Source organism: Pseudomonas sp. 21LCFQ010 (assembly GCF_024129905.1).
Lineage (GTDB): Bacteria > Pseudomonadota > Gammaproteobacteria > Pseudomonadales > Pseudomonadaceae > Aquipseudomonas.
Genome location: NZ_JAMYDZ010000030.1, coordinates 34841 through 56570, shown reverse-complemented (window position 1 = coordinate 56570; position 21730 = coordinate 34841). Strand labels below are relative to the sequence as shown.

Sequence of the window (21730 nt, the reverse complement as noted above, 5' to 3'; positions counted from 1 at the left end):
GAGATATACGCATTATGGAATGGCTTACAAATCCAGAAATCTGGGTCGCGTTCTTTACCTTGACTGTTCTTGAGATTGTTCTGGGTATAGACAACATCATCATGATCTCGATTCTGGTAAGCCGCATGCCAAAGTCGATGCAGCCCAAGACAAGGATTTTCGGCCTCGCCCTCGCAATGCTGACAAGAATCCTGTTGCTACTATCGATCACCTGGATCATGAGACTGACGGCGGATCTATTTAACGTATTAGGGGAAGGCATATCAGGTCGCGATCTAATCCTGTTTTTCGGCGGTCTGTTCCTGATCTGGAAAAGCAGTACCGAGATTTATCAATCTGAAGAAGGCGCAGAGGAAGATCCAGACCTGCCAGGAAAAAAAGGCAGCGGCTTTCTCAGCACTATTATTCAGATCGCAATTATCGATATCGTGTTTTCACTGGACTCAGTGATTACTGCTGTCGGCATGGTTTCTCACGTTCCGGTAATGATTGCTGCCATCATCGTTGCAGTACTGTTCATGATGTTAGCAGCTGGGCCTATCAGCGACTTCATCGAAAAACACCCGAGTCTGAAAATGCTGGCGTTGTCGTTTTTGATTGTCGTAGGCGTTGTGTTGATCGGTGAGTCTCTCGACTTCCATATTCCGAAGGGTTACGTCTACTTCGCGATGGGCTTCTCCCTGGCCGTAGAAGCGCTGAATATTCGACTGCGTACAGCGAGCCAGAATAAAAAAGTGGAAGGTTAGTCGGTACGGGTAAAGCCCTCACCAAGGGCTTTGCCTGTGTCGGGAATGAAGCGTACTGATAACAAGGATAAAAAATGAACAGTATGGCAATCAGTCGCCGTGACTTTGTGAAAGCAAAGACGGTGATTGCTGGTGTTAGTCTCGTCGGATCCCACGTCCCGTTCGCGAGCGCTGAAACAACTTACCGCATCAGTGCAGGGTCTGGCTTACCCGCTCTGAAAGTCCCTCCTCTGGCGTGCGATTGCCACCATCATATCTACGATAGGGCCTCCCCCCACGTCGATGATCGAAATCCGCCCAGGGCAAGCGTCGCAGACTACTTTAAACTGCGCTCCATATTGGGGCTGAGTCGCAGCGTAGCTATCCAACCCTCGTGAAGCCGCGTTTCTGCCCATCCTGACTCACCTGCTCCAGGACGATCAGCTAACCGGGGCGGTGCTGTACATCAGCCCGCTCAAAGCCCTGATCAATGACCAGTGGGACAGGTTGACGCGCCTGTGCGAGCATCTGGAGATTCCGGTGGTGGGCTGGCACGGGGATGTGTCAGCCAGCAAAAAACATCGTTTTCTCAAGTCGCCCAACGGCATCTTGCTGATTACCCCCGAGTCACTGGAAGCGTTATTCGTCAATCGCGGATCGGCATTGGCCGGCCTGTTTTGTCATCTGCGCTACATCGTGGTCGATGAACTGCATGCGTTTATCGGCAGTGAACGCGGCAAACAATTACAGTCACTGCTGCAGCGCGTCGAAACTGTCGTGGCCAGGCCACTAACGCGTGTCGGCCTGTCCGCCACGCTAGGCGACATGTCGCTGGCACGGGAGTTTCTGCGCCCCGGTCAAAGCCGCCCCATGCAAGTGATCGAGTCAAAGGCCTCGGGCTCCGACCTTCAGGTTCAGGTACGCGGCTATATCACTCTGCCGTTCTCCAGCGCTGTGTCGGGTAAAGAGCCGGCAGACGGGCAAGCCGATAATGAAGACGATGACGAAGACGCGGGCGGGGCGGCGCAGGCGATTGCAGCTCATCTTTACAAGGTCTTGCGCGGCAGCAATAACCTGATTTTCCCCAATAGCCGTAACAACGTTGAGTGGTATGCCGATCGACTGCGACGGCTGAGTGAGAACGAAGGCCTGGCCAACGAGTTCTTGCCTCATCATGGCAGCCTGTCCAAAGACCTGCGCGAAGAAACAGAGCGAGCATTGAAGGCAGGCAGCCCGCCCACCTCTGCCATCTGCACCACGACCCTTGAACTGGGCATCGACATTGGCAACATCAAAGCCGTGGCGCAGATCGGCCCGCCCCCTTCGGTCGCCAGCCTGCGCCAACGCCTGGGCCGCTCCGGGCGCCGCCCAGGCGAGCCGGCGATATTGCGTGCCTATTGCCAGGAATACCCCCTCAGCCCTGATTCCAGCCTGTCGGACCAACTGCGGCAGAACCTGGTGCAGACCATTGCCATGATCCGCTTGCTGATCGAAAAGTGGTGCGAACCGCCCAGAGCCGGTGGTCTGCACGCCTCAACGCTGGTCCAGCAGTGCTTGTCGATGATTGCCCAGCAAGGGGGTGCCAGCGCTGTGCAACTATGGAACGGGCTGGTCGCCAGCGGGACCTTTGCCGCCATCAGCAAAGCGGATTTCCTCGCTATGCTCAAAGGCTTGGGCGAACAAAAGCTGATCATGCAGGACAGCTCCGGCTTGTTGCTGCCCGGTGAGATCGGCGAACGGCTGGTCAACCATTATGAGTTCTACAGTGCCTTTACCAACGATGAGGAGTTCAGGCTGATTCGCGAAGGCAAGCCACTCGGCTCAGTGCCGGTCAGCCGCCCGTTAACCGAAGGCCAACGCATTATTTTCGGCGGTCGGCGCTGGCAGGTACTGGATGTCGACCTTGAGAAAAAAGTCATCGTTGTCAAAGCCGCACGCGGCGGTGCGCCACCCCAGTTCGACGGGCTCGGGGCCATGATGCATGACCGGGTCAGGCAGGAAATGCGTGCGGTATTGATCGAAACCCAGCCTTGCCCGTTCGTCGATGCAACAGCGCAGCGCCTGCTGGCCGAAGGTCGGCAAACGTTCCACGATCTGGGGCTGGCCAGCCAGTCGATCATTGAGTCGGGCGCCACCAGCTACCTGATGACCTGGGCAGGTGACTACACCAATGATGCGCTGTGCCTACTGCTCAATCACGTCGGCGCATCCTGCGAGAACTCGGGACTGGCACTTGCGGTCAACGCGCCGAAGGCAGGTTCTGGCCGCACTGGGCACCGTTGCGAAGCTGGATGTCAGCAATGTCATACCGTTGTTGCAGGAGGTGAAAAACCTGAGCCGGGAAAAATGGGACTGGACTCTGCCTGCACCACTCTTGATGAAGTCATTTGCATCGAGCCAGTTGGATCTGCCCGGCGCAGTAGAACGAGCGCAAATGCTGATTGCGCAAAATACTTAATGATGGACTTGTCGCCGCTTGCCAGCGCAATCGGTAGGCATCCTTCGCAACATTCGTCAGAATACGCGACAAAGAAGCATTCTCAGCAAAGGATTCGTCATGCTCCCCCCTGCCCCGCAGTCCAGACCGCCGCGAGTCCTCGCCATCGAGGACGACCCGGTGCTGGCCGCACACCTTGAAAGCCACCTGCAGCAGCGCGGTTTCAGCGTTACGCTACGGCACAAGGCCGAAGATATTGCAGCGCTGGTGGACCGCGAGAGCTTTGATCTGATTCTGCTGGACATCATGCTGCCTGACGGCAACGGCCTGGCACTGTTGAGCGAACTGCGTGAGCACCAGCGGGTGCCGGTGATCCTGATGTCGGCGCTGGGCGCCGAGCAGGACCGTATTCTGGGTTTCAGTCAGGGGGCCGACGATTATTTGCCCAAGCCCTTCAGCATGCGCGAAATGGACGTGCGCATTGATGCAGTGTTACGCCGCGTGGCTTATGAGCACGAAGCCAAGACGCGGCATGATGACCTGCAACTGATCGTCGATAATCGGCGTTGCGATGTTTGCCATGCGCAGCAGTGGGCCGATCTGAGCGGCATGGAATTTCGCGTCCTGCAAGTGCTGCTCGACCATAGCGGCGAGGTGCTGAGCAAAGCGTTTCTGTATCAGCAGGCGATGCATCGTGCCTGGTCGCTGCATGATCGCAGCCTGGACATGCATGTCAGCCGGATCCGTCGCAAGTTGCTGGCCATCGGTTATAACAGCCGCTGCATCGAGACCGTGCGCGGCACCGGTTATGTGCTGAGCCCGGCCAAAGCATGAGCCTGCCTGATCGTCATTCGTTGCTGTGGAAGCTGGTTGCGGCCCTGGCATTGTTGTGTCTGTTGGTGGTGATCCTTGAAGAGGACCTGGCCGAGCGGGTGGAAAATGCCACTTCACGTTTGCCTGAAGAAACCCAGCAGGTGCTCAAAGGGTACGCCGCTCAGGCGCAGCGCGCCTGGGAGCAGCAGGGTGCGGCGGGCGTCGATGCGTTTCTCGAGCAACTGCAAGAGCACGAACAGGTCTGGGCGGTGGTCGTCAGTGCCCAGCGCGAATCACTGGCGTCGCAGCCGTTGTCGGAAGACGAGCACACCAGACTCAACTTCATCCGCCCCATTGATGGCCTGATCGGCAGGCCGGGCGCGCGACCGAGTTTCTATATTCCCTTCGACGGCAGTGATGCGCGGCTGGTGATGGAGCTGCCGTTGCGCCTGAATCCACGCCAGCATAATCGCCTGTGGGAGATCCTCGCCCAGCAGGTGTTGCCCGCCAGCCTGGCCGTGCTACTGGGCGCGCTGCTGTATCGCATGCTGATTGCGCCAATGGCCAGCCTGCGCCGCCAGGCCATTGCACTGGGCAGCGGCGATCTGTCGGCACGCATCGAGCCGCAGATTGCCGAGCGCCGCGACGAACTGGGCGAACTGGCGCGCACCGTCAATCACATGGCTGCACGCCTGGAGTCCACCGTCGATTTCCAGCGCCGGCTGTTGCGCGCGCTGTCCCATGAGCTGCGCACGCCGTTGAGCCGCCTGCGGGTGGCTGGCGAGCGTGAACTGGATATCGCCACATTGCGTCAGCGTCAGGAGCGTGAAGTGCTGGCCATGGAACGCTTGATCGACGACACCCTGGAGCTGGTCTGGCTCGACACCGAGCGCCCCCGGTTGCCCGCAGAATCCGTGGAAGTGGCCGAACTGTGGAATATCCTGCGCGAAGACTGCTGCTTTGAAACCGGCTGGCCGGTCGAGCGCCTGCCCTGCGAACTACCGGCCGACTGCCGGGTGTCAGGCAACCTCAATGGCCTGGCCCAGGTGCTGGAGAACATCCTGCGTAACGCGGTACGCCATTCTCCGGAACACGGCATCGTGCGCCTGAGCGGGCAGCGCGAGGACGCCCACTGGCATTTGTGGATCGAGGACCAGGGTCCTGGGGTGGCGCCGGAACAACTGCAACAGATTTTCAAGCCGTTTACCCGGCTCAGCGCCGACCGGCCTGGCGGCGACGGCTTTGGCCTGGGGCTGTCGATCGCCCAGAGCGTGGTGCATTCACAAAGCGGCGATATCTGGGCCGATAACGCCCATCCTGGGCTGCGGGTGCATGTACGCTTGCCAGCCGCCTGAGCGGGTTGCTCACACTCAGGCGCCTTAATTCTTTATCATTGCGCCTGTCACGCTGATCGAGCCGAGCATGAAATTCGCCCTTTGTCTGTTTTCCGCCCCCCATGCACCCTCCTCGCGCCGCGCCCTGCTGTTCGCCCAGGCATTGCTGGCGGGCGGGCATGAAATCGTGCGGCTGTTCTTTTATCAGGATGGTGTGCACAACGCCTGCGGCAGTGTGGTTACGCCGCAGGACGAGCAGGACCTGCCGCAACAATGGCGCGCCTTCATCAGCGAACACCAGCTCGATGGCGTGGTGTGCATTGCGGCGGCGTTGCGCCGTGGCGTGCTGAACGCCGAAGAGGCTGCACGCTATCAGCGCAGTGCGGCCAGCCTGCTGGCGCCCTGGGAGCTGTCCGGGTTGGGCCAGTTGCACGATGCGGCGCAGGCAGCCGACCGGGTGATCTGTTTTGGAGGGCCATAAGATGAGCAAATCGCTATTGATTATCAGCCGCCAGGCACCGTGGTCCGGGCCTGGAGCACGCGAAGCGCTGGACATCGTCCTGGCCGGCGGCGCCTTCGACCTGCCGGTCGGCCTGCTGTTTCTCGACGATGGGGTATTTCAGTTGCAGGCCGGGCAGCACGCCAGCGCCGTGCAGCAGAAAGACATCACCGCCAACCTCAAGGCCTTGCCGATGTTCGGTATCGAAGACTTGTATGCCTGTGGCCACAGCCTTGAGCAACGCGGCGTCCAGGCTGACAATCCGGATGTCCAGACCTTGGCCAGCGGTGCCGATATCGCCGCGCTTATCGACCGTTACGACCAGGTGATCACGATCTGATGGCGACCTTGCACGTTGTATCCCACTCCCCGTTCGCCGACAGCCGCCTGAGCAGTTGCCTGCGTGTGCTTGGCGAACATGACGCGCTGCTGCTGTGCGGCGACGCCACCTATGCGCTGCGCCAGCCCGATGCTGCGCTCAGTGCGCTGGGTGAGCGGCTGTTCGCGCTCGAAGAAGACCTGCTCGCCCGACACTTGGCACTGCCCGCCAGCGCCCGTGCGGTGGACTATCCAGGTTTCGTCGAGTTGTCGGTACGCTTCGACAAGGTGAATACCTGGCTATGACCCATCTGAGCGTAGACGGCCGCCAGATCCCGCTGGACAGCGATGGATTTCTGCAGAACCTCGGCGACTGGTCGCTGGCGGTTGCCCAGGCACTGGCCGCCGAAGAAGACATCGATTTCGGCGACGAGCATGTGGAAATCCTCCATCTGCTGCGCGCGTTCTACACCGAATTCCAGCTGTCGCCCGCCACCCGGCCGCTGATCAAGTACACGGCACTCAAGCTGGGCCCGGAAAAGGGCAACAGCATGCACCTCAACCGCCTGTTCAACGGCCGGCCCGCCAAGCTGGCGGCCCGTCTGGCAGGCCTGCCCAAGCCGACCAATTGCATATGACCGACTACCGCCCGCTGGTTACCGAAACACCAGCAGAACACCCCTTCGCCCAGTTCGTACGCATCCTCGGCAAGGGCAAACGCGGCGCTCGCGGCCTGACCCGCGAAGAAGCCCGCCAGGCCATGGGCATGCTGCTCGATGAACAGGTCGAGGACACCCAGCTCGGCGCGTTTCTGATGCTGCTGCGCCACAAGGAAGAAAGCCCCGAAGAGCTGGCCGGCTTTACCGAAGCGGTGCGTGAGCGGGTCAAGGCGCCGGCCATTGAGGTGGATATCGACTGGCCGAGCTACGCCGGCAAGAAACGCCACCTGCCGTGGTTTCTGCTGGCCGCCAAATGCCTGGCCAACAACGGTATCCGCGTCCTGCTGCACGGTGGCGGGGCGCACACCGCCGGGCGCCTGTACACCGAACAACTGCTGGAGCTGCTGAATATTCCGCTGTGCCGCAACTGGCAGAGCGTCGACAGCGCGCTGCAACAACGCCACCTGGCGTTCATCCCGCTGGCCGACTGGGCACCGCAGTTGCAGCGCATGATCGACCTGCGCAACACCCTGGGGCTGCGCTCGCCGATCCATTCCCTGGCGCGGGTGCTCAATCCGCTCAAGGCCCGCTGCGGCCTGCAGAGCATCTTCCACCCCGGCTACCAGGCGGTGCACCGTGAAGCCAGCCGCCTGCTGGGCGACCATGCAATTGTGATCAAAGGTGATGGCGGCGAGATCGAGGTCAACCCTGACACCATCAGCCACCTGTACGGTGCCACGGCCGGCGTCGAGTGGGATGAAGAATGGCCGGCATTGTCCGAACGCCGCCACGTCAAGCCTCCGAGCCTGGAGCCGACACATCTGGTGGCCTACTGGCGCGGTGAAGTCGAAGACAGTTATGGACAACTGGCGCTGCTGTCGAGCATGGCGCTGGCGCTGCGCGGCCTCGGTGTCGAGCGTGAAGCAGCGTTCGAACAGGCCCGGCAGTTCTGGGACCAGCGTGATCGCAACCTTTGATTAATCGAACCATTCGATAATTAAGGGCCTATATTTGCGCTTTTAGTTCGAACCAATACCGATAGACTGACTCCAATTTCCAACTACGGACCTGGAGTCAGGACATGGGTTTGCTTGTCGAAGGACGCTGGCACGACCAGTGGTACGAAACCAAGGAAGGCGCGTTTCAGCGCGAGAACGCCCAGCGCCGCAACTGGGTGACGGCTGACGGCTCGCCCGGCCCGTCCGGCGAGGGTGGCTTTCAGGCACAAGCCGGTCGCTACCACTTGTATGTGTCGCTGGCCTGCCCGTGGGCGCACCGCACGCTGATCGTGCGCCAGCTCAAAGGTCTGGAAAAGCTCATCGACGTCTCGGTGGTCAGCTGGCTGATGCTGGAAAACGGCTGGACCTTCGACCCGCAGACCGGCTCGACCGGCGATTCGCTCGACGGCCTGGAATTCATGCACCAGCGCTACACCAAAGATGACCCGAACTACACTGGCCGGGTCACGGTGCCGGTGCTGTGGGACAAGAAGCTCAAGCGCATCGTCAGCAACGAGTCGGCGGAGATCATCCGCATGTTCAACTCGGCGTTCAACGAACTGACCGGCAACCCGCTGGACCTGTATCCCGAGCACTTACGGGCGCAGATTGATGAGCTGAACGAGCAGATCTACCCGAATGTGAACAATGGCGTATACCGCGCCGGCTTCGCCACCTCACAGGCGGCGTACGAGCAAGCCTTCGACGCGCTGTTCAGCAAACTTGATGAGCTGGAGCACTTGCTGGGAGAAAACCGCTACCTCAGCGGTGAATACCTGACCGAAGCCGACGTGCGCCTGTTCACCACACTGATTCGCTTCGATGCCGTGTACCACGGCCACTTCAAGTGCAACCTGCGGCGCTTGAGCGATTATCCGAACCTGAGCAATTGGCTGCGTGAGCTGTACCAGTGGCCGGGCATTGCCCAGACTGTGGATTTCCAGCATATCAAGCATCACTACTACGCCAGCCACCGCACCATCAACCCGACCGGGGTGGTGCCTAAAGGTCCTTTACAGGACTTCAGCGTGGCGCATGATCGGCAGCGCTTGGCAGGCAACGGGATATGGCAGTAACTGCCGCAAGCGTGCAGGAGCGGCCTTGGTCGCGAAGAGGCCAGATCAGTCGGCGCATCACCTGTGACTGAAATATTGCATTCGCCAGCAAGCTCGCTCCTACCCGGCCATACCGAAGGCTCAGAGTGTCCCCTGAGCCCCTTCAAACCACGCCAGCTTGTTGCGCAACACCACCACTTCCCCCACGATCACCAGGGTCGGAGCATGGACTTCATGCTCGGCTACCAGCTGCGGCAGGTTGGCCAGGGTGCCGGTGAACACCCGCTGACCGGTGGTGGTGCCCTGCTGGACCAAAGCTGCCGGGGTGCTGGCAGCGCGGCCGTGTTTGATCAACTGCTCGCAGATGGTCGGTAGCCCCACCAGGCCCATGTAGAACACCAGAGTCTGCGCCGGCGCGACCAGGTCGCTCCAGGGCAGGTCACTGCTGCCGTCTTTCAGGTGCCCGGTGATGAACCGCACCGACTGCGCATAATCACGGTGGGTCAGCGGAATCCCGGCATAAGCCGCGCAACCGCTGGCTGCAGTAATGCCCGGCACGACCTGGAACGGGATGCCATGGGCGGCCAGTTCTTCGATTTCTTCACCGCCACGACCGAAGATGAACGGGTCACCACCCTTCAGGCGCACGACCCGCTTGCCCTGTTTCGCCAGATCGACCAATTGCTGGTTGATCTGGTCCTGCGGCACGGCATGCTCGGCACGGCGCTTGCCGACGTAAATGCGTTCGGCATCCCGGCGGCACAGCTCAAGAATGGTTGGTGCCACCAGACGGTCGTAAAGCACCACATCAGCCTGCTGCATCAGCCGCAGCGCCTTGAAGGTCAGCAGGTCAGGATCGCCGGGGCCGGCGCCGACCAGATACACCTCACCCGGCGCATGCGGTGGTTCGCCGTCGACCTTGGCCTGCAACAGACGTTCGGCTTCGGCGCCCTGCCCGGCCAGTTGCCGGTCGGCGATAGGCCCCTGAAACACCTCTTCCCAGAAAGCGCGGCGCTGCTGCACATCCGGATAAAGGCTTTTCACCTGGCTGCGAAACCGCGCCGCCAGCCCGGCCAACTGACCATAAGTAGCGGGAATCCAGGCTTCCAGTTTGGCGCGAATCAGGCGCGCCAGCACCGGCGCATCGCCGCCACTGGACACCGCAATGACCAATGGCGAGCGATCGACGATGGCTGGAAAGATCACACTGCATAGCGCCGGCGCATCGACCACGTTGACCGGCATGCCACGGCTGCGGGCATCGGCGGATACCTGGGCATTGAGCGGTTCGTCATCGGTGGCGGCGATCACCAGCACACAACCGTCCAGGTCGTTCGGCACATAGCCGCGCAGGCGCTGCTCACCGCCACTGCGCTCGATCAGCTCACTCAACTGCGGCTCGATATGCGGGGCGACGACCCGCAACAACGCACCGGCATCGGCCAGCAGGCGTGACTTGCGCAAGGCAATCTCGCCGCCGCCGACCACCAGCACCCAGCTGCCACGCAGGTTGTGGAACAGTGGCAGAAATTCCATTTAGCCGATGACCTCAAGGCCGCCCATGTACGGTTTGAGCACTTGCGGCACACGAATCGAACCGTCGGCCTGCTGGTAGTTCTCCAGCACGGCAACCAGGGTACGGCCCACCGCCAGACCCGAACCGTTCAAGGTGTGCACCAGCTCAGGCTTGCCGGTTTCCGGGTTGCGCCAGCGCGCCTGCATGCGGCGGGCCTGGAAGTCGCCACAGTTGGAGCACGAGGAAATCTCGCGGTACTTGTCCTGGCTCGGCACCCAGACTTCCAGATCGTAGGTCTTGACCGCGCTGAAACCCATGTCGCCGGTGCACAGCGCCAGAACGCGATAAGGCAATTCCAGCAGTTGCAGAACGCGCTCGGCGTTGGCCGTCAGGGATTCGAGCTCATTCATCGATTCGGCCGGGGCCACGACCTTGACCATCTCGACCTTGTCGAACTGGTGCTGGCGGATCATGCCGCGAGTGTCACGACCCGAGGCACCGGCCTCGCTGCGAAAGCACGGCGTGTGAGCGACGAACTTCAGCGGCAGCTCCTTGGCATCGAGGATCTGCCCGGACACGATATTGGTCAGCGACACTTCGGCGGTCGGGATCAGGTACAGGTCGGCTTCGCCATCGCGGCTGATCTTGAACAGGTCTTCTTCGAACTTCGGCAACTGGCCAGTGCCCTGCAAGGCAGGCGCCTGGACCAGATACGGGGTGTAGGTTTCCTCGTAGCCGTGTTCGTTGATGTGCAGGTTGATCATGAACTGCGCCAGAGCGCGGTGCAGGCGGGCAATCGGGCCGCGCAGCAGGGCGAAACGCGCGCCGGACAGTTTGGCGGCGGTCTCGAAGTCCAGCCAGCCGAACTTCTCGCCCAGTGCGACGTGATCCTGTACCTGGAAATCGAACGCGGTCGGCGTGCCCCAGCGGCGCACTTCAAGGTTGCCGTCTTCGTCTTCACCGACCGGCACAGAGGCGTCCGGCAGGTTGGGGATGGTCAACAGGATGGCGTCCAGCTCGGCCTGCAGCTTGTCCAGCTCGAGCTTGCCTTCGGAGAGCTCGTTACCCATACGCTCGACGTCAGCCATCAGCGGTGCGATGTCTTCGCCGCGCTGCTTGGCCTGTCCAATCGTCTTGGAACGGGCGTTACGCTCGGCCTGCAGCTGTTCGGTGCGGGTCTGTACCACCTTGCGCTGGGCTTCGAGCGCCTCGATGCGGGCCACATCCAGAGTGTAGCCACGCGAAGCCAGGCGGTCCGCTACGTCCTGAAGTTGAGTACGTAACAGTTTGGAATCGAGCATATCGGTCTCTCGTCTATCAAAGTCGGGTCAATGTCAGGCCCACCCAGGTTGCGAGCAGGCCGCCGAACACGCTGATGCCGGCATAGCCCAGGGCCAGTGGCAGTTGCCCGCTTTCCAGCAGGCGCAGCGTATCCAGTGAAAAGGATGAAAAGGTCGTCAGACCACCTACAAAACCGACGATCAGGCCGGCGCGAATCTCGATCGGCACTTCCGGACGAATCAGGAACAGGCCGTACAGCACGCCAATGATCAGGCAACCGATCAGGTTGACCGCCAATGTGGCTGTGTAAAAGTGCCGTGGCCAGTGGGCGCTTACCCAGTTGCCAGTGGCGAAACGCAGTAATGTACCAGCGATGCCGGCAATCGACACCGCAAGAATGGTCTGAATCAAGACTTTCTCCGTTGAAGAGGGCTGGCAGCATCCAGCGCATGCAGATGACGCAGCTTTTCGCCGATCTTCATTTCCAGGCCTCGGGGCACCGGATGATAGTACTGGCGCGGCTCCAGGTCGTCGGGAAAATAGTCTTCGCCGGCGGCGTAGGCGTCCGGCTCGTCGTGAGCATAACGATACTGCTCGCCATAACCCAGTTGCTTCATCAGTTTGGTGGGGGCATTGCGCAGGTGCAACGGCACTTCCCGCGAACCATTGGCCGCCACGTCAGCCATGGCAGCCTTGTAGGCCATGTACACCGCATTGCTTTTCGGCGCACAGGCCAGATAGACAATCGCCTGGGCAACGGCCAGCTCGCCTTCAGGACTGCCGAGGCGCTCCTGAACGTCCCAGGCCGACATGCACAGCGGCAAGGCACGCGGGTCAGCATTACCGATGTCTTCGCTGGCCATGCGCACCACCCGTCGCGCCAGGTACAGCGGGTCACAGCCGCCGTCGATCATCCGCGCGAACCAGTACAGCGCCGCATCGGGGTTTGAGCCTCGAATCGACTTGTGCAACGCCGAAATCTGGTCGTAAAAGGCTTCGCCGCCCTTGTCGAAGCGCCGGCGGGTGTCGCCCAGCAGGCTGTTGAGCAGCTCGCTGCCGATTTCGCTGCCGTCTTCGGCGAGGTCCGAGGCGTTTTCCAGCAGGTTGAGCATGCGCCGGCCATCGCCGTCGGCGGCCGCCATCAGGGTGGCAAAGCCTTCGTCACTCAGGCTCAACTGACGCCGCCCTAGGCCACGCTCTTCGGTGAGGGCACGCTGTACCAGCTTGCGCAAGGCAGCTTCGTCCAGGCTTTTGAGCACATAGACCCGCGCCCGCGATAGCAAGGCATTGTTCAGTTCGAACGAGGGGTTTTCGGTGGTCGCACCGATGAAGATCAGCGTGCCGTCTTCAACATAGGGCAAGAAGGCGTCTTGCTGGGACTTGTTGAAGCGGTGCACTTCGTCGACGAACAGGATGGTACGCCGCCCATACTGGGCCGCCTGCTGCCGGGCGACTTCAACGGCCTGACGGATCTCCTTGACCCCGGCCAGCACCGCCGAGACGGTTTCGAAATGTGCATCCGAGACCTTGGCCAGCAACTTCGCCAGGGTGGTCTTGCCCACCCCCGGCGGGCCCCAGAAGATCATCGAATGCAGCGCCCCCTGCTCCAGGGCTTCACGCAGGGGCTTGCCATGGGCCAGGACGTGCTCCTGGCCCACGTATTCGTCCAGGTTAGTGGCACGCAGGCGCGCCGCCAGGGGCTGGGCAATGGGTTCACGGCTGAACAGGTCCATGATTCGGGCGCCTTGTGTCGGCTACTTACTCTTGGATCACGTCCGCGCCCTTGGGAATCTGGAACTGGAACTTGTCCTTGGCTACGGGCTGGTTGGCAGTAACCCCGGTGAACAGGATATTGGTGCGCTGGCCAACGTTGTCCACCAGTTGCATGTCGTTGATCAGGCCATTGCGAAACGACAGGCGCAGGTTATCGAACAGCGTGTCCTTGGTCTTGGGCTTGAGCACGAAATCCACTACACCACCGGCCTCTTTCGAGGTGATATCGAAGCTTTCGCTGATTTTCGATACATCGCCGGACAGCAGCAGCGCCGGGGTCTGGGTCAGGCGCTGGTCGAGGGTCTTGATCGTCACCTGTTGCAGGTCCGGGTCCCAGAGGGTGACCTTCTTGCCATCGGAAACCATCAGTTGCTCCTGAGGCGGATCGATGTGCCAGTTGAACAGCCCTGGACGTTGCAGGGTCATGCTGCCCTGCGACTCCTGCAACTGGGTGCCACTGCCGTCGAGGGTCATCTGCGAAAACCGGCCGCTGAGGGTCTGGGACTTCTCCAGCAACTGGGTCAGGCGCGCCACGTCCTTGCTGTCGGCATGGGCGGTCAGCGCGGAAAAGGTCAGAGCAGTAGCCAGAAACATGCGGATCAGACGCATGGGATTCCTCTTTAAATTCACTGAAAGTGCGGCAGCGCGACACACACGCTGCCAACAGGGTTGCTCTGCGGGATCAGTCGCGCATCGGTGCCGGCGCGATGACCTCACGTGAGCCATTGGTGTTCATCGGGGTGACCACGCCTGCGTTTTCCATCGCCTCGATCATACGTGCGGCGCGGTTGTAACCGATCTTGAGTTTGCGCTGCACCGCCGAAATCGAAGCCCGACGGCTTTCCAGCACAAACTTGACCGCTTCGTCGTAAAGCGCATCGCTTTCGCTGTCTTCACCGTCGCCACCCCCACTACCGCCATCGAACCCGCTACCGGCCTCTTCGACGCCGGCCAGAATATCGTCGTTGTAGTCAGGGGTGCCACGCATTTTCCAGGCCTCAACGACCCGATGGACCTCATCATCGGACACGAAGGCACCATGGACCCGGATCGGCAGGCTGGTGCCTGGTGGCATGTAGAGCATGTCACCGTGCCCCAGCAGTTGCTCGGCACCGCCCTGGTCGATGATGGTCCGCGAGTCAATCTTGCTCGACACCTGAAACGCCATACGGGTCGGGATGTTGGCCTTGATCAGACCGGTAATCACATCCACCGACGGCCGCTGGGTGGCAAGAATCAGGTGAATACCGGCGGCACGGGCTTTCTGGGCGATACGCGCGATCAGTTCTTCGACCTTCTTGCCGACGATCATCATCATGTCGGCAAATTCGTCGACCACCACCACGATGGTCGGCAGGGTACTGAGCAACGGCGCCTCATCGTGAATGCTTTCACGGCGATACAGCGGGTCGCTGACCGGTGTACCGGCCTCTTCGGCATCCTTGATCTTGCGGTTGAAGCCGGCCAGGTTACGCACGCCCATGGCCGCCATCAGCTTGTAGCGCCGCTCCATCTCGGCAACGCTCCAGCGCAGGGCGTTGGCCGCGTCCTTCATGTCGGTGACCACCGGGCACAGCAGATGCGGAATGCCCTCATAGATCGACAGCTCAAGCATTTTCGGGTCGATCATGATCAAGCGGGCATCTTGCGGACCGGACTTGAACAGGATCGACAGGATCATGGCGTTGACCCCCACCGACTTACCGGAACCGGTGGTACCGGCGACCAGCAGGTGCGGCATCTTGGCCAGATCGGTAATTACCGGGCGGCCACCGATGTCATGCCCCAGCGCCAGGGTGACTGGCGATTTGGCGGTATCGAATTCGGGGGTCGACAATACTTCCGAGAAACGCACGATCTGCCGGTCTTCGTTGGGGATCTCGATACCCACGGTGGTTTTGCCGGGAATCACCTCGACCACCCGCACACTGGTCACCGCCAGTGAACGAGCAAGGTCTTTGGCCAGGTTGGCAATCCGACTGACCTTGACCCCGGCCGCTGGCTGGATTTCGTAGCGGGTAATCACCGGCCCCGGATGAATCGAGTCCACCGTAACCTCGACACCAAACTCCTTGAGCTTGATTTCCAGCAGCTTGCCCACCGCGTCCAGCGATTCGGGTGAATAACTAAGGGCTTTCTTTTCCACCGGATCAAGAATCGACAGCGGCGGCAATGTGCCTTCGATGGCGCTGTCGACAAACAGCGGCGCCTGCTTTTCCTTCATCACCCGGTTGCTCGGCTCCGGCGCTTTGGCCGGAGTCGGAGGAATGATCGCCGGCATCGGCTTGCCCGGTTGCGCAGGTGTTGCCAGCGGCGCCACAGCAGCACTGGCGGCGGGCACCACAGGCGCGGCGACAGGCGCCGGTTTGCCGGCGGCAGGCTGCTCACGCTCAAACACCTTGTCGCGGGCGCCGAGTGCCGGCTCACGGCGACTGGCGGGTCTGGGCGCCTGCTTCTCGTCTTCCAGATGCAGGTCGACCTCGCGCAACTTGACCACCATGCTGCGCCGCTCGGCACGGGCGGCCCACCAGCGGCTGACCGCGCCTTGCAGCAATTCGACCAGATCCAGGGTGATCTTACCGGTGACATCCATGACCTTGAACCACGACAGGTCAGTGAACACAGTCAGCCCGAACAGGAACAGGGCAATGAACAGCAGCGTGCTGCCCTGAATATTCAGCGCCCGCTTGGCAAGGTCACCGAGCACCTCACCCAGCACTCCGCCTGCCGAACCCGGAAAGCCGGCTGTGAAATGAAAGTGGATGTGCGCCAGGGCCGCGCCGGCCAGGACCAGAAACACCAGACCGATCAGGCGCCAGGAGAACAGCCAGCCGCTCCATTGCCAGGGTTCATGCCGCTGACGGAACACCTGCCAGGCCTTGATCCCCAGCAACAGCGGAAAGATATAGGCGAAGTAGCCCAGAACCATGAACAGGATGTCGGCACTGAACGCTCCGGCCCGGCCAGCGGCATTCTGTACCTGGCCGCCACTGCTGCTGGTATGACTCCAGCCGGGGTCGCTCTGGTCGTAGGTCAGCAAGGCCATGATCAGATACAGGCACAGGAAGCCGAAGGCTATCAATGCCCCTTCCTTGAGCCGATAGTGCAACTGCTGCCGCCATAGGGGTACAGCTGCGGGTGCGGGTGCTGGAGTGGATTTCTTCAAAACGCTTTAATTCCTGCGCAGGAGCGCGAACAACTCATTGAACGACCAGGTGTGGCGACGGCGCGAGACAAGCGCGAACGGTGACATTGACATTGCACTACGGATGAACGCCTCCTGAAACACTCGGCTTGAATGATAACGCGCAACGTTGGCATTGTACGGTTTTGTAGCGGTACCGGTCTGTACTGGCACGCGACAAGTCTGGCGCGCCGGTCTGCTCTGTTCAAGCAGCACTGACGATAGCCCAATTTGAGCATGCATTGTCTTGCGTGACAAAGGCTTATGACATGACGTTGATCCTGTATCGGCAGCAGCTCAGGGGTACGACAACCTGACTCAGACCTGCTTGAGCGTATAGAGTTGCAAAATGACTGACGCCCTCCCCTCCCCTGCTGAGACCCATTGATCCCATGCTGACCTGGTTACGACGTGACAGCCTCGACTTCCCGCCCCTGGACAAGGCCCTGCGCGAGCCCAACGGGTTACTGGCCGCCGGCGGCGACCTGTCTGCCGACCGCCTGGTGCAGGCTTATCGCCACGGCTGCTTTCCGTGGTTTCAGGACGGCCAGCCCATTCTCTGGTGGTCCCCCGACCCACGTACCGTTCTGCCCCCGGCAGAGCTGCATGTTTCCCGCAGCCTCGCCAAGCTGCTGCGCCAACAGAAGTACCGGGTCACCTTCGACCAGGACTTTGCCGCGGTCATTGAGGCCTGTGCAGCCCCGCGCAGCTATGCGCAGGGCACCTGGATCACCACCAGCATGCAGGACGCTTACCTTGAGTTGCATCAACGCGGCCATGCTCACAGCGTCGAAGTCTGGCTGGGCGACGAACTGGTCGGCGGCCTGTATGGCTTGGCCATGGGACGCCTGTTCTTTGGCGAGTCGATGTTCAGCCGCGCCGACAATGCTTCAAAGGTCGGCTTTGCGACTCTGGTGGAGCACCTCAAGGCCTGGGACTTCGTGCTGATCGATTGCCAGATGCCTACCCAGCACCTGCACAGCTTCGGCGCCCGCTCGATCCCGCGCCAGGCATTTGCCCAATACCTGAACCAATACCTCGACTCGGCCAATAAGGCTGACTGGTCAGCTAGTCGAGTCTGACATGCTGGCTTACACTGATAGCTACAAGGTTTTCGAGAACGGGGGCAATCATGACAGAGCTGGCGCGCCTCAAGTTTTATGCCACTCAACCCCACTCCTGCAGCTACCTGCCCGATGAACAGGCGACCACGCTGTTCCTCGATCCCAGCCAGCCCATGGACGTACAGGTCTATGCCGACCTGTCTGACATGGGGTTTCGCCGTAGCGGTGACCACCTGTACCGCCCGCACTGCCAGAACTGCAGCGCATGCATCCCGGCGCGCATTCCGGTGGCATTGTTTGAACCTGACCGCCAGCAAAAGCGCATCATCAAGCGCAATGCCGACCTGGTGGTACGCAGCGTCAAGCCGGTGTTCACCCAGGAATACTTCGATCTTTATCAGCGCTACATCGAACAACGCCACGCCGATGGCGACATGTACCCACCCAGCCGTGAGCAGTTCAGCACGTTTCTGGTTCGCGACCTGCCGTTTACCCGCTTCTACGAATTCCGCGCCGAAGGCCGACTGATGGCAGTGGCGGTTACCGACCTGCTGCCCAATGGCCTGTCGGCGGTTTATACCTTCTATGAGCCTGACGAAGAACGCCGCAGCCTGGGGCGTTACGCGATCCTTTGGCAGATCGCCGAAACGGCACGTTTGCACCTGCACTCGGTCTATCTCGGCTATTGGATCAAGAACTGCAAAAAGATGAATTACAAGACCCAATATCGGCCCATTGAGCTGCTAACCAATCAAAGATGGGTCACTCTGTACTGAACTGCTTGGCTTGAAACACATTTTTCGGGCACAATGCACGCCGCTTTTGCCTGGCGCCACTTGCACCGGGCCACTCATTTGATTCCCGAGGGCTTTACTGCATGTCGAAAGAAGACAGCTTCGAAATGGAAGGCACTGTCGTCGACACCCTGCCCAACACCATGTTTCGTGTGGAGTTGGAAAATGGGCACGTCGTAACCGCGCACATCTCCGGCAAGATGCGCAAGAACTACATCCGCATTCTGACTGGTGACAAGGTACGCGTTGAACTGACGCCATACGACCTGAGCAAAGGCCGTATCACCTACCGCGCACGCTGATCGCACAAGCTTTAAACGACAAAGCCCGGCAGTGCCGGGCTTTGTCGTTTTTGCTTGCCTGAAGCATTTGTTTACCTGAATAAACACCTGCTCGCCCACTGCCATAATGGCAGCGGGCGAAGCAAGTGGGATCAGGCCATTTCTGCCGTGGTTTCGTAGTCGAAGGTAATCTCGCCATCCTTGACATCGATATGCACGACACCGCCATGCTCGGACAACTCGCCGAACAGGATCTCTTCGGCCAGCGGCCGCTTGATCCGGTCCTGGATGAGTCGAGCCATCGGCCGCGCGCCCATTGCTGCATCGTAACCGCCCTGAGCCAGCCAGCTGCGCGCCGCATCCGACACTTCAAGCTGGACACGCTTGTCCTCAAGCTGCGCCTGCAGTTCGGTGAGGAACTTGTCGACGACGCTCTTGATGACTTCGTGACTGAGCCGGCCGAACTGGATGATGGTATCCAGACGGTTGCGGAACTCTGGCGTGAAGCTCTTCTTGATCACTTCCATGGCATCGGAGGAGTGGTCCTGATGCGTGAAGCCGATCGAGGCCCGCGAAGCGGTCTCGGCACCGGCGTTGGTGGTCATGATCAGGATCACATTGCGGAAGTCCGCCTTTCGCCCGTTGTTGTCGGTCAGGGTACCGTGGTCCATGACCTGCAGCAGCAGGTTGAAGACTTCCGGGTGAGCCTTCTCGATTTCATCGAGCAGCAATACGCAATGCGGCTGCTTGGTGATAGCCTCGGTCAACAGACCGCCCTGGTCGAAGCCGACATAACCCGGTGGCGCACCGATCAGCCGCGAGACGGTATGGCGCTCCATGTACTCGGACATGTCGAACCTGACCAACTCGACGCCCAGCGCTTTGGCCAACTGGCGTGCCGCCTCGGTCTTGCCAACCCCGGTAGGACCGGCAAACAGGAACGAGCCTACTGGCTTGTCGGGTGACTTCAAGCCGGCCCGGGACAGCTTGATGGCGGTCGACAGCGAGTCGATGGCCGCATCCTGACCGAATACGGTGAGCTTGAGGTCACGCTCCAGGTTGCGCAGCAGTTCCTTGTCGGAGCTGTTGACGTGCTTGGGCGGAATGCGCGCGATCTTGGCAACGATGTCCTCGACCTGAGCAACCTCGATGCGCTTGACCCGCTGCTCGACCGGCCGCAGGCGCTGGTAGGCACCGGCCTCGTCGATCACATCGATGGCCTTGTCAGGCATGTGCCGGTCGTTGATATAGCGTGAAGCCAGCTCGGCGGCGGCACGCAGGGCTTCGTCGCTGTACTCGATGTTGTGGTGTTGCTCGAAGCGACCCTTGAGCCCCTTGAGAATGCCAATAGTGTCTTCAACCGACGGCTCAGACACGTCAACCTTCTGGAAGCGCCGTGCCAGGGCACGATCCTTCTCGAAAATACCGCGAAATTCCTGGAAGGTGGTGGAACCGATGCAGCGGATCTCGCCTGACGACAACAGCGGCTTGAGCAGGTTGGAGGCATCCATCACGCCACCGGAGGCAGCACCGGCACCGATGATGGTGTGAATCTCGTCGATGAACAGGATCGCATGCGGGCGTTTGCGCAATTCGTTGAGCAGCGCCTTGAAGCGCTTCTCGAAGTCACCGCGGTACTTGGTGCCCGCCAGCAGCGCGCCCAGGTCCAGCGAGTAGACGACACTGCTGGCCAGCAGGTCAGGCACCTGATTGTCGACAATACGCTTGGCCAGGCCCTCGGCAATGGCTGTCTTGCCCACACCGGCCTCGCCGACCAGTAGCGGGTTGTTCTTGCGACGACGGGCCAGGATCTGCGCCACGCGCTCGACTTCCTGCTCGCGACCGACCAGCGGGTCGATACGCCCCTGGCGGGCCTGGTCGTTAAGGTTACTGGCATAGGCATCCAGAGGATTGCCAGAGGAAGAAGCCTCACCACCCTCGTCGTCCTGCATATCTTGCTCACCTTCGGAAGAGTGTTCGCCGTGCCCGGGGACCTTGGAAATCCCGTGGGCAATGTAATTGACGACATCGATCCGGGCCACGCTCTGCTGCTTGAGCAGAAAGACGGCCTGGCTTTCCTGTTCGCTGAAGATTGCAACCAGTACATTGGCGCCGGTCACTTCACGCTTGCCGGAGCTCTGTACATGAAAGACTGCGCGCTGCAGAACGCGCTGGAAGCCCAGCGTCGGCTGGGTTTCCCGATCTTCGTCATGCACGGGGATCAGTGGCGTAGTGGAGTCGATGAACTCCTGCAGATCATGCTTGAGCTTATCGAGGTTCGCGCCGCATGCCCGCAAAACGGTGGCAGCGGCCTCGTTGTCCAATAAGGCCAGAAGCAGATGCTCGACGGTCATGAACTCATGACGCTTCGAGCGCGCCTCCTTGAAGGCCAGATTGAGGGTGACTTCGAGCTCACGGTTTAACATAGCTTCACCTCATAACCCAAGTGGTCGGCGTTAACCGTCCTTCTCGATCTCACAGAGTAGTGGATGCTGACTTTCCCTGGCGTACTGATTGACCTGCATGGCCTTGGTCTCGGCGATGTCACGGGTAAACAATCCGCATACTGCCCGCCCCTCTGTATGGACAGTCAGCATGATCTTGGTTGCCAGCTCACGATTCAGATTGAAGAACACCTCCAGCACTTCGATGACGAAATCCATCGGCGTGTAATCATCGTTGAACAAAACCACCTTATACATCGGTGGGGCCTGCAGAGTCGGCTGAGCGTCCTGCACTGCAACACCGGCCGAGTCATCCTCGTAAGGCTGCTGATCGTCCTGATTGAAGGTTAGTCGAATCTTGCTGATTGCATGCATGGGAAAACGTTCGAAATTTGCGTAGGTCGGATTGAACTAATAGCAATTGGCCGCTGTCAGAACGCCCATTCATTGAAATGGACTGCCGCATGACCTTGACTATCAGCTAAACGGTGTTACAAACAATAGAGCCCACATTGGGTAAAAAGGGTCCGCGCAGTCAACCAAAATTTTATTTCA

General features: G+C 60.4%; 20 protein-coding genes and 1 pseudogene. 13 read left to right on the top strand and 8 right to left on the bottom strand.

Annotated features, from left to right (window positions below; translation table 11 throughout):
- Positions 1 to 14 precede the first annotated feature (14 nt).
- From NJC38_RS25120 to NJC38_RS25075, 10 genes and pseudogenes are all read left to right on the top strand, one after another.
- Complete coding sequence (locus NJC38_RS25120) at positions 15 to 746, top strand: TerC family protein (protein WP_253117557.1); 732 nt, start codon at positions 15 to 17, stop codon at positions 744 to 746.
- Positions 747 to 1121: 375 nt separating this feature from the next.
- Positions 1122 to 3183, top strand: a pseudogene (locus NJC38_RS25115) (DEAD/DEAH box helicase); the annotation flags it as partial.
- A 99-nt stretch (positions 3184 to 3282) separates the two neighbouring features.
- Positions 3283 to 3996: a response regulator transcription factor gene (locus NJC38_RS25110; protein WP_253117556.1), complete on the top strand. Its 714-nt coding sequence runs from the start codon at positions 3283 to 3285 to the stop codon at positions 3994 to 3996.
- A complete protein-coding gene (locus tag NJC38_RS25105; protein ID WP_253117555.1) occupies positions 3993 to 5330 on the top strand; it encodes a sensor histidine kinase in 1338 nt (445 codons plus the stop codon). Before NJC38_RS25110 ends, NJC38_RS25105 begins: the two co-directional genes overlap by 4 nt.
- 67 nt (positions 5331 to 5397) lie before the next feature.
- Positions 5398 to 5790 carry a sulfurtransferase complex subunit TusD gene (tusD, locus tag NJC38_RS25100; RefSeq protein ID WP_253117554.1) on the top strand — a complete coding sequence of 131 codons (393 nt, stop codon included), beginning with the start codon at positions 5398 to 5400 and terminating at the stop codon, positions 5788 to 5790.
- Position 5791: 1 nt separating this feature from the next.
- Positions 5792 to 6148, top strand: a complete 357-nt coding sequence (tusC, locus tag NJC38_RS25095) for a sulfurtransferase complex subunit TusC (RefSeq protein ID WP_253117553.1) — start codon at positions 5792 to 5794, stop codon at positions 6146 to 6148.
- Positions 6148 to 6432, top strand: a complete 285-nt coding sequence (tusB, locus tag NJC38_RS25090; RefSeq protein ID WP_045493088.1) for a sulfurtransferase complex subunit TusB — start codon at positions 6148 to 6150, stop codon at positions 6430 to 6432. The genes tusC and tusB overlap by 1 nt, the downstream gene beginning before the upstream one ends.
- Positions 6429 to 6764: a TusE/DsrC/DsvC family sulfur relay protein gene (locus NJC38_RS25085; protein ID WP_253117551.1), complete on the top strand. Its 336-nt coding sequence runs from the start codon at positions 6429 to 6431 to the stop codon at positions 6762 to 6764. Before tusB ends, NJC38_RS25085 begins: the two co-directional genes overlap by 4 nt.
- Complete coding sequence (locus NJC38_RS25080; protein WP_253117550.1) at positions 6761 to 7762, top strand: glycosyl transferase family protein; 1002 nt, start codon at positions 6761 to 6763, stop codon at positions 7760 to 7762. Before NJC38_RS25085 ends, NJC38_RS25080 begins: the two co-directional genes overlap by 4 nt.
- 104 nt (positions 7763 to 7866) lie before the next feature.
- Positions 7867 to 8859 (top strand): glutathione S-transferase family protein, encoded by a 993-nt coding sequence (locus tag NJC38_RS25075; RefSeq protein ID WP_253117549.1) that lies wholly within the window; start codon positions 7867 to 7869, stop codon positions 8857 to 8859.
- 120 nt (positions 8860 to 8979) lie between these two features.
- On the opposite strand, the gene cysG is transcribed toward NJC38_RS25075, so the two are convergent.
- The 6 genes from cysG to NJC38_RS25045 all read right to left on the bottom strand — a co-directional run bounded on the left by cysG (position 8980) and on the right by NJC38_RS25045 (position 16574).
- Complete coding sequence (gene cysG / locus NJC38_RS25070) at positions 8980 to 10374, bottom strand: siroheme synthase CysG (protein ID WP_045493098.1); 1395 nt, start codon at positions 10372 to 10374, stop codon at positions 8980 to 8982.
- A complete protein-coding gene (gene serS / locus NJC38_RS25065; RefSeq protein WP_045493100.1) occupies positions 10375 to 11655 on the bottom strand; it encodes a serine--tRNA ligase in 1281 nt (426 codons plus the stop codon).
- Positions 11656 to 11671: 16 nt separating this feature from the next.
- Positions 11672 to 12046 (bottom strand): fluoride efflux transporter CrcB, encoded by a 375-nt coding sequence (gene crcB, locus NJC38_RS25060; protein WP_045493103.1) that lies wholly within the window; start codon positions 12044 to 12046, stop codon positions 11672 to 11674.
- Positions 12043 to 13368 (bottom strand): replication-associated recombination protein A, encoded by a 1326-nt coding sequence (locus tag NJC38_RS25055; RefSeq protein WP_045493106.1) that lies wholly within the window; start codon positions 13366 to 13368, stop codon positions 12043 to 12045. The genes crcB and NJC38_RS25055 overlap by 4 nt, the downstream gene beginning before the upstream one ends.
- Positions 13369 to 13393: 25 nt before the next feature.
- Positions 13394 to 14017: an outer membrane lipoprotein chaperone LolA gene (lolA, locus tag NJC38_RS25050; protein WP_253117548.1), complete on the bottom strand. Its 624-nt coding sequence runs from the start codon at positions 14015 to 14017 to the stop codon at positions 13394 to 13396.
- A 73-nt stretch (positions 14018 to 14090) separates the two neighbouring features.
- Positions 14091 to 16574 (bottom strand): DNA translocase FtsK, encoded by a 2484-nt coding sequence (locus NJC38_RS25045; protein WP_045493112.1) that lies wholly within the window; start codon positions 16572 to 16574, stop codon positions 14091 to 14093.
- Between the two features lie 410 nt (positions 16575 to 16984).
- Between NJC38_RS25045 and aat the strand changes: the two genes are divergently transcribed.
- The 3 genes from aat to infA all read left to right on the top strand — a co-directional run bounded on the left by aat (position 16985) and on the right by infA (position 18752).
- Positions 16985 to 17674 (top strand): leucyl/phenylalanyl-tRNA--protein transferase, encoded by a 690-nt coding sequence (aat, locus tag NJC38_RS25040; RefSeq protein ID WP_253117546.1) that lies wholly within the window; start codon positions 16985 to 16987, stop codon positions 17672 to 17674.
- 50 nt (positions 17675 to 17724) lie between these two features.
- Complete coding sequence (locus NJC38_RS25035) at positions 17725 to 18432, top strand: arginyltransferase (RefSeq protein ID WP_045493118.1); 708 nt, start codon at positions 17725 to 17727, stop codon at positions 18430 to 18432.
- A 101-nt stretch (positions 18433 to 18533) separates the two neighbouring features.
- Positions 18534 to 18752, top strand: a complete 219-nt coding sequence (gene infA / locus NJC38_RS25030) for a translation initiation factor IF-1 (RefSeq protein WP_002553999.1) — start codon at positions 18534 to 18536, stop codon at positions 18750 to 18752.
- 131 nt (positions 18753 to 18883) lie between these two features.
- Here infA and clpA read toward each other — a convergent pair whose 3' ends face one another.
- On the bottom strand, positions 18884 to 21157 hold the full coding sequence (gene clpA, locus NJC38_RS25025; protein ID WP_045493120.1) for an ATP-dependent Clp protease ATP-binding subunit ClpA: 2274 nt from the start codon (positions 21155 to 21157) through the stop codon (positions 18884 to 18886).
- 30 nt (positions 21158 to 21187) lie between these two features.
- Entirely contained in the window at positions 21188 to 21550 is a 363-nt protein-coding gene (gene clpS, locus NJC38_RS25020; protein ID WP_045493123.1) for an ATP-dependent Clp protease adapter ClpS, read from the bottom strand.
- Between the last annotated feature and the right edge of the window lie 180 nt (positions 21551 to 21730).

Excerpts from the sequence above, each read along its gene's own strand:
- aat (WP_253117546.1), top strand. The coding sequence starts at position 16,985 with ATGCTGACCTGGTTACGACGTGACAGCCTCGACTTCCCGCCCCTGGAC.
- serS (WP_045493100.1), bottom strand. The coding sequence starts at position 11,655 with ATGCTCGATTCCAAACTGTTACGTACTCAACTTCAGGACGTAGCGGAC.
- infA (WP_002553999.1), top strand. The coding sequence starts at position 18,534 with ATGTCGAAAGAAGACAGCTTCGAAATGGAAGGCACTGTCGTCGACACC.
- tusB (WP_045493088.1), top strand. The coding sequence starts at position 6,148 with ATGGCGACCTTGCACGTTGTATCCCACTCCCCGTTCGCCGACAGCCGC.
- lolA (WP_253117548.1), bottom strand. The coding sequence starts at position 14,017 with ATGCGTCTGATCCGCATGTTTCTGGCTACTGCTCTGACCTTTTCCGCG.
- NJC38_RS25105 (WP_253117555.1), top strand. The coding sequence starts at position 3,993 with ATGAGCCTGCCTGATCGTCATTCGTTGCTGTGGAAGCTGGTTGCGGCC.
- tusD (WP_253117554.1), top strand. The coding sequence starts at position 5,398 with ATGAAATTCGCCCTTTGTCTGTTTTCCGCCCCCCATGCACCCTCCTCG.
- NJC38_RS25085 (WP_253117551.1), top strand. The coding sequence starts at position 6,429 with ATGACCCATCTGAGCGTAGACGGCCGCCAGATCCCGCTGGACAGCGAT.
- NJC38_RS25110 (WP_253117556.1), top strand. The coding sequence starts at position 3,283 with ATGCTCCCCCCTGCCCCGCAGTCCAGACCGCCGCGAGTCCTCGCCATC.
- NJC38_RS25055 (WP_045493106.1), bottom strand. The coding sequence starts at position 13,368 with ATGGACCTGTTCAGCCGTGAACCCATTGCCCAGCCCCTGGCGGCGCGC.
- NJC38_RS25075 (WP_253117549.1), top strand. The coding sequence starts at position 7,867 with ATGGGTTTGCTTGTCGAAGGACGCTGGCACGACCAGTGGTACGAAACC.
- NJC38_RS25035 (WP_045493118.1), top strand. The coding sequence starts at position 17,725 with ATGACAGAGCTGGCGCGCCTCAAGTTTTATGCCACTCAACCCCACTCC.
- cysG (WP_045493098.1), bottom strand. The coding sequence starts at position 10,374 with ATGGAATTTCTGCCACTGTTCCACAACCTGCGTGGCAGCTGGGTGCTG.
- NJC38_RS25080 (WP_253117550.1), top strand. The coding sequence starts at position 6,761 with ATGACCGACTACCGCCCGCTGGTTACCGAAACACCAGCAGAACACCCC.
- clpA (WP_045493120.1), bottom strand. The coding sequence starts at position 21,157 with ATGTTAAACCGTGAGCTCGAAGTCACCCTCAATCTGGCCTTCAAGGAG.
- clpS (WP_045493123.1), bottom strand. The coding sequence starts at position 21,550 with ATGCATGCAATCAGCAAGATTCGACTAACCTTCAATCAGGACGATCAG.
- tusC (WP_253117553.1), top strand. The coding sequence starts at position 5,792 with ATGAGCAAATCGCTATTGATTATCAGCCGCCAGGCACCGTGGTCCGGG.
- NJC38_RS25120 (WP_253117557.1), top strand. The coding sequence starts at position 15 with ATGGAATGGCTTACAAATCCAGAAATCTGGGTCGCGTTCTTTACCTTG.